The sequence below is a fragment of the Methylobacterium sp. P3_A11 genome, assembly GCF_056403155.1.
In genome coordinates this window covers 1-4,702 of record NZ_JBFUGA010000193.1, presented here as the reverse complement: position 1 = coordinate 4,702, position 4,702 = coordinate 1, and the positions used below count along the sequence as shown (strand labels likewise).

Here is a 4,702-nt window from a genome sequence, read left to right as displayed (position 1 = left end):
CCTGTGGGCCGTTCCGGCAGCGGCGGGGCCGCCCCTTCGCCGCGGCGCTGCGCGGGCTCCGGCGGCGGGCGAGGGCCGAGCCCGATCAGGCCTACCGGGCGGCGCTGCTGGCCCTGCACCGGGGCCTCGACGAGACCGATGGAAGGCGGGTGCTGGCCGACGATCTCGGCGCCTTCCTGGCGCGGCACGGGGCCTTCCGGGGACAGGCGGCGCTGCTCGCGCGCTTCTTCGAGGCCTCGCGCCTCGCCTTCTTCGGCGGCCGCCTGCCGGCCGCGCGCGCGGCCTGGCCGCTGTCCGAAGCCGAGGCGCTCCTGGTGCGCCTCGCGGCGGCGGAGCGGAGCGCGTGAGGCCGTGACCGATCTCATCACCCGCCTCGGCGCGACCGATCCCTGGATCCTGTGGCTGCTGCCGCTGGCGCTGCTGCCGCTGGCCCGCTCGGCCCTGMGCCGGACGGCCGTGCCGGCGGTCGCCGCCGCCCCGGCCGACCCCCTCTCGGCCTGGCTCGGCCGGGCGCTGACGCTCGCCGGCATTCTGGCCGTCGCCGGCCTGATCGTGGCCCTGGCGGGCCCCTACCGGACGGGGGCGCGGATCGGGCGCCTCGGCATCGGCGCGCAGGTCTCGCTGCTGATCGACCGCTCGGGGAGCATGAACGAGACCTTCGCGGGCCGGCAGCCCTCCGGCGCCGAGGAATCGAAGGCCGCGGCCTCCCGGCGCCTCCTGGCGGATTTCGTCGGCGCGCGGGCGCACGACCTGTTCGCCGTGACGGCCTTCTCCACCGCGCCGATGCTGGTCATGCCGATGACCGACCGCCACGACGCCGTGCGGGCGGCGATCGCCGCCATCGACCGGCCCGGCCTCGACTACACCAATATCGGCCGGGGCCTCGGCATGGCCCTGTCGCAGTTCGGAATCGATGTCGGCGCCTCGCGGGTGCTCCTGCTGGTCTCCGACGGCGCCGCGGTGATCGACCCGCGCCTCCAGGACCAGCTGCGCGCCGCCGTCGCGCGGATCCGGCCGAACCTGTACTGGCTGTTCCTGCGCACCGAGGGATCGCCCGGCATCGCCGACCGGCCGGCCGGCGAGGACACGCCCCAGGCCGCGCCGGAGCGCCATCTCGACCTGTTCTTCAAGAGCCTCGGCGTGCCCTACCGCGCCTTCGAGGCCGAGGGCGCCGCGGCGGTGGCCGCCGCCATCGGGCAGATCGAGGCCCTGGAGCGGGACCCGATCCCCTACGTCGAGGAGCGCCCGCGCCGGGACCTGACCGGGCTCGCCGCCGCGCTCGCCGCCCTCGGCCTCGCGATGCTCATCCTGGCCAAGCTCGCGGAGGCGGACCTCTTGGGCGCGCCGGTGGATGCGGAGACCACGACGGAAGCCGCGGGCGCGGCGGTGCGGAGGGCGGCATGAGTTCCGGCGCCCTCCTCGACGACCCGGCCCCGCGCCGCCGCGCCGCCGTCTCCCACCTCGGCGTCGCCGCGGCGTGGCGCCGAGTCCGGCCCGCCCTGCTGGTCGCCCTGCCGCTGGTCCTCGTGGCGGCCGCCCTGTGGTTCGCCGTCTCGGGCTGGAGCGCCGCGCGCGACGACGACCGGATCGCCGCCCTGGAGGCGGGCCGCGACCGACCGGTCGACCCGGATGCGCGACCGGCCCTCCTGGCGGCGCGGATCGGCTTCCTCGCCGCCCGGGACCGTCTCGGCGAGACCGAGCCCCTCCTCGACGCCCTCGACCGTGCCGGCGCGGCGCGGGAGGCGGCCCGGGCGCGGTACGTCATCGGCAACGCGCGGATGCGGCAGGCCTTCGCGCTGATCGGCCGGGGCGACCTCGACAAGGCAGCGCCCCAGGTGACGCTGGCGCGGCAGGATTACCGCCGCGCCCTCCAGGCCCGGCCCGAATTCTGGGACGCCAAGTACAACCTCGACGTCGCCTCGCGCCTCGTGCGCGACTACCCGGAATTCGACCGCAAGACCGGAGACGAGCTGCGCGCCGAGCCGAAGAAGATCTGGGCCGACATTCCCGGCCAGCCGCAGGGCGGCCCGTGAGACCGCGCCGAGTCCTTCCCCCCGTCTTGCCCCCCGTCCTGCCCCCCCTCGTCGCCCGAAACCTGCGCGACGGGCGGTTCCGCGCCCTGGCGGCCGCCCTCACGCTGACCCTCGCGGCCCTCGTCGCCCCGCCGATCCCGGTCACCCGCACCGGCGTGTCGGTGCTGGCGGTGGTCGACATCACCGGCAGCATGGCGGTGCGCGACTATCTCGCCGCCGCTGGATCCGTGAGCCGGCTCGAGACCGTCAAGACGGCGCTGCGGGCGACGCTGCCCGACCTCCCCTGCGGCTCGCGGGTGGCGCTCGGCCTGTTCACCGACCGGCGGCCGTTCCTGCTGTTCACGCCGGTCGAGGTCTGCGCCGACTTCGCGCCGCTGGACGGCGCCATCGCGGCCCTCGACCCGCGCATGGCCTGGGAGGGGGACAGCCGCGTCGCGGCCGGCCTGTTCCGGTCGATCGCCATGGCGGGCGAGATCGACGCCGACCTGCTGTTCCTCACCGACGGCCAGGAGACGCCGCCCCTGCCCGCCTCCGGTGGCCCGACCTTCGACGGCAGGCCCGGGGCGGTGCGCGGGCTGATCGTCGGGGCGGGCGGCTACGGCCTGTCACCGATCCCGCGCTTCGACGATCGCGGGCGCGAGACGGGCTTCCTCGGCGAGGGCGACGTCCAGCAGGAGAACCGCTCCGGGCCGCCCCCGGCCGACGCGGAATCGCGCGAGGGTTACAACCCGCGCAACGCCCCCTTCGGCGCCCAGGCCGCCCACGGCACCGAGCACCTCTCCGCGGTCCGCGAGCCCTACCTGAAGCGCCTCGCCGCCGAGACCGGCCTCGGCTACGTCCATCTCGACGGCCCGGGCGGTCTCGCGGCCCCCCTGCGCACCGCGGCGACGCCGCGCCCCCTGCCCGGCCGCCTCGACCCGCGGCCCGCCCTCCTGGCGGCGGCCCTGGGGCTGACGCTCCTGGCCCTCCTGGCGCGGCCCCTCGCCCGCGCCCTGCGCGTGCTCCGCGGGCGCGCGGTCCCCCCTGTTCCAACCCCCGTTCCAACCGGACCGATCAGGACCTGACCATGCGGATGCCCCTCGCCCTCGTCCCGGCCGTCGCCGCGGGCCTCGCCGTCGTCGGCCTCGCCGGCGCGGCGCTGGCCCACGGGCCGACGCCGCAGAAGATCGACCAGTCGATCACCATCCAGGCGCCCCCGGAGGCGGTCTGGACGGTGGTGGGCGATTTCGGCGGCATCGCGCGCTGGCACCCCGACGTGGCCAAGGCCGAGGCCAGTGGCGGCAATGTCGAGGGCACGACCCGCCGGGTGACCCTCAAGGCCGGCGGCACCCTGATCGAGGGGCTGGACGAGTGGCTGGCCGACGGCCGGACCTACGCGTACCGGATGTCCGACCCGGACCTGAAGGCGCTCCCGGTCTCCTCATACTCGGCGACGCTCACCGTCACTCCGGACGGGACCGGCTCCAAGGTGTCGTGGATCGGCCGCTTCTACCGGGGCGACACCGGCAACGAGCCGCCGGAGAACCTCAGCGACGAGGCCGGGCGGACGGCGATGAACCGCTACTTCGCGGACGGGCTCAAGGGCCTGAAGGCGGCCGTCGAGGGCCGGACGACCCATTGAGGCCCCGCATGCGCCACCTCCGGCTGATCGCGACGCTCGCGGCCGCCGCCGGGACCGGCGGCGCGGCCGCGGCCGGCGACCCCGTCTGGGTCGTCAGCCAGCAGGGGGCCGAGCTGGCGCGGATCGAGGCCGGGACCGTGGCCGGGCGGATCCCGCTCCGGCCGGCGCCGGTCGCGGCGGCGACCGACCGGGCCGGCCGCCTCTACCTGACCCACCCGGACGGGCGCGCCGTGACCGTCGTCGCGCCCGGCGAGCCGCCCCGCCGCCTGTCCGTCCCCGGCCAGGCCTTCGGCCTCGCGGCAAGCCCGGACGGCGCGCACCTGTTCGTCGGCGACTGGTCGGGCGACCGCGTCCTGCGGATCTCCGCGGCGACCGGCGCCGTCGAGGGCGCCGCCACGGTGGGCCGCGACCCGGCCCATCTCGTCCTCGACCGGCGCGGGCGGCTCTACGTCGCCGATCGCGAGAGCCGTCAGGTCAGCGTGATCGACACCGGGACGATGGCCCGGGTGGCCGTCGTCCCGGCCGGCGAGGCGCCCTTCGCCCTGGCGCTTTCACCGGACGAGGCGAGCCTCTACGTCGCCAACGTGCGCAGCGGCGATCTCACGGTGATCGACACGGCGACGTTGCGGGCCCGTGCCACGGTTCCGGCCGGCCGGATGCCCTACGGCGTCGCGGTCACCGGGGACGGCAGCCGCGTCCTGGTCACCAACCAGCACGCCGCCGCCGTGACGGTGATCGACGCGGCCCGGCTCGAGGTGGTCGCCACCGTGGCGGTGGGACCCTATCCCGAGGGCATCGCGGTGGCCGGCCCGCTGGCCTACGTGGCGAACTGGTTCTCGGACGACGTCTCTGTGATCGATCTCGCCACATGGCGCGAGACGGCGCGCATCAAGGTGGCGGAGGGCCCGCGCACGGTCTTGGCCGTAGGGGAGCCCGCGCGATGAGCCGGGCCGGCCGCGTCCGGATCGCGTMCGGCCTGGTCCTGCTGGCCCTCGGCGCCTGCGACCGCGGGTCGGACGAGCGCGCGGACGAGGCCGGCGCGGTGGTC

Annotated in this window: 5 protein-coding genes and 1 pseudogene; all 6 read left to right on the top strand. The window is 76.6% G+C overall.

The window, feature by feature from the left end; genetic code table 11:
• Positions 1-347, top strand: a pseudogene (locus tag AC1DXK_RS30155) (nonribosomal peptide synthetase MxaA); the annotation flags it as partial.
• 4 nt (positions 348-351) lie between these two features.
• Positions 352-1,404: a vWA domain-containing protein gene (locus AC1DXK_RS30150; protein WP_477299647.1), complete on the top strand. Its 1,053-nt coding sequence runs from the start codon at positions 352-354 to the stop codon at positions 1,402-1,404.
• Complete coding sequence (locus AC1DXK_RS30145) at positions 1,401-2,033, top strand: MxaK protein (protein WP_457108733.1); 633 nt, start codon at positions 1,401-1,403, stop codon at positions 2,031-2,033. Before AC1DXK_RS30150 ends, AC1DXK_RS30145 begins: the two co-directional genes overlap by 4 nt.
• Entirely contained in the window at positions 2,030-3,097 is a 1,068-nt protein-coding gene (locus AC1DXK_RS30140; RefSeq protein ID WP_457108734.1) for a vWA domain-containing protein, read from the top strand. Before AC1DXK_RS30145 ends, AC1DXK_RS30140 begins: the two co-directional genes overlap by 4 nt.
• A gap of 2 nt (positions 3,098-3,099) precedes the next feature.
• A complete protein-coding gene (locus tag AC1DXK_RS30135; protein ID WP_457108735.1) occupies positions 3,100-3,654 on the top strand; it encodes an SRPBCC family protein in 555 nt (184 codons plus the stop codon).
• Positions 3,655-3,662: 8 nt separating this feature from the next.
• The gene (locus AC1DXK_RS30130) at positions 3,663-4,598 is read left to right on the top strand and encodes a YncE family protein (protein WP_457108736.1); all 936 of its coding nucleotides are present in this window, start codon (positions 3,663-3,665) and stop codon (positions 4,596-4,598) included.
• The last annotated feature ends 104 nt before the right edge of the window (positions 4,599-4,702 follow it).

Bases quoted from the DNA above. Each gene is read 5' to 3' on its own strand.
- AC1DXK_RS30145 (WP_457108733.1), top strand. From the start codon at position 1,401: ATGAGTTCCGGCGCCCTCCTCGACGACCCGGCCCCGCGCCGCCGCGCC.
- AC1DXK_RS30135 (WP_457108735.1), top strand. From the start codon at position 3,100: ATGCGGATGCCCCTCGCCCTCGTCCCGGCCGTCGCCGCGGGCCTCGCC.
- AC1DXK_RS30130 (WP_457108736.1), top strand. From the start codon at position 3,663: ATGCGCCACCTCCGGCTGATCGCGACGCTCGCGGCCGCCGCCGGGACC.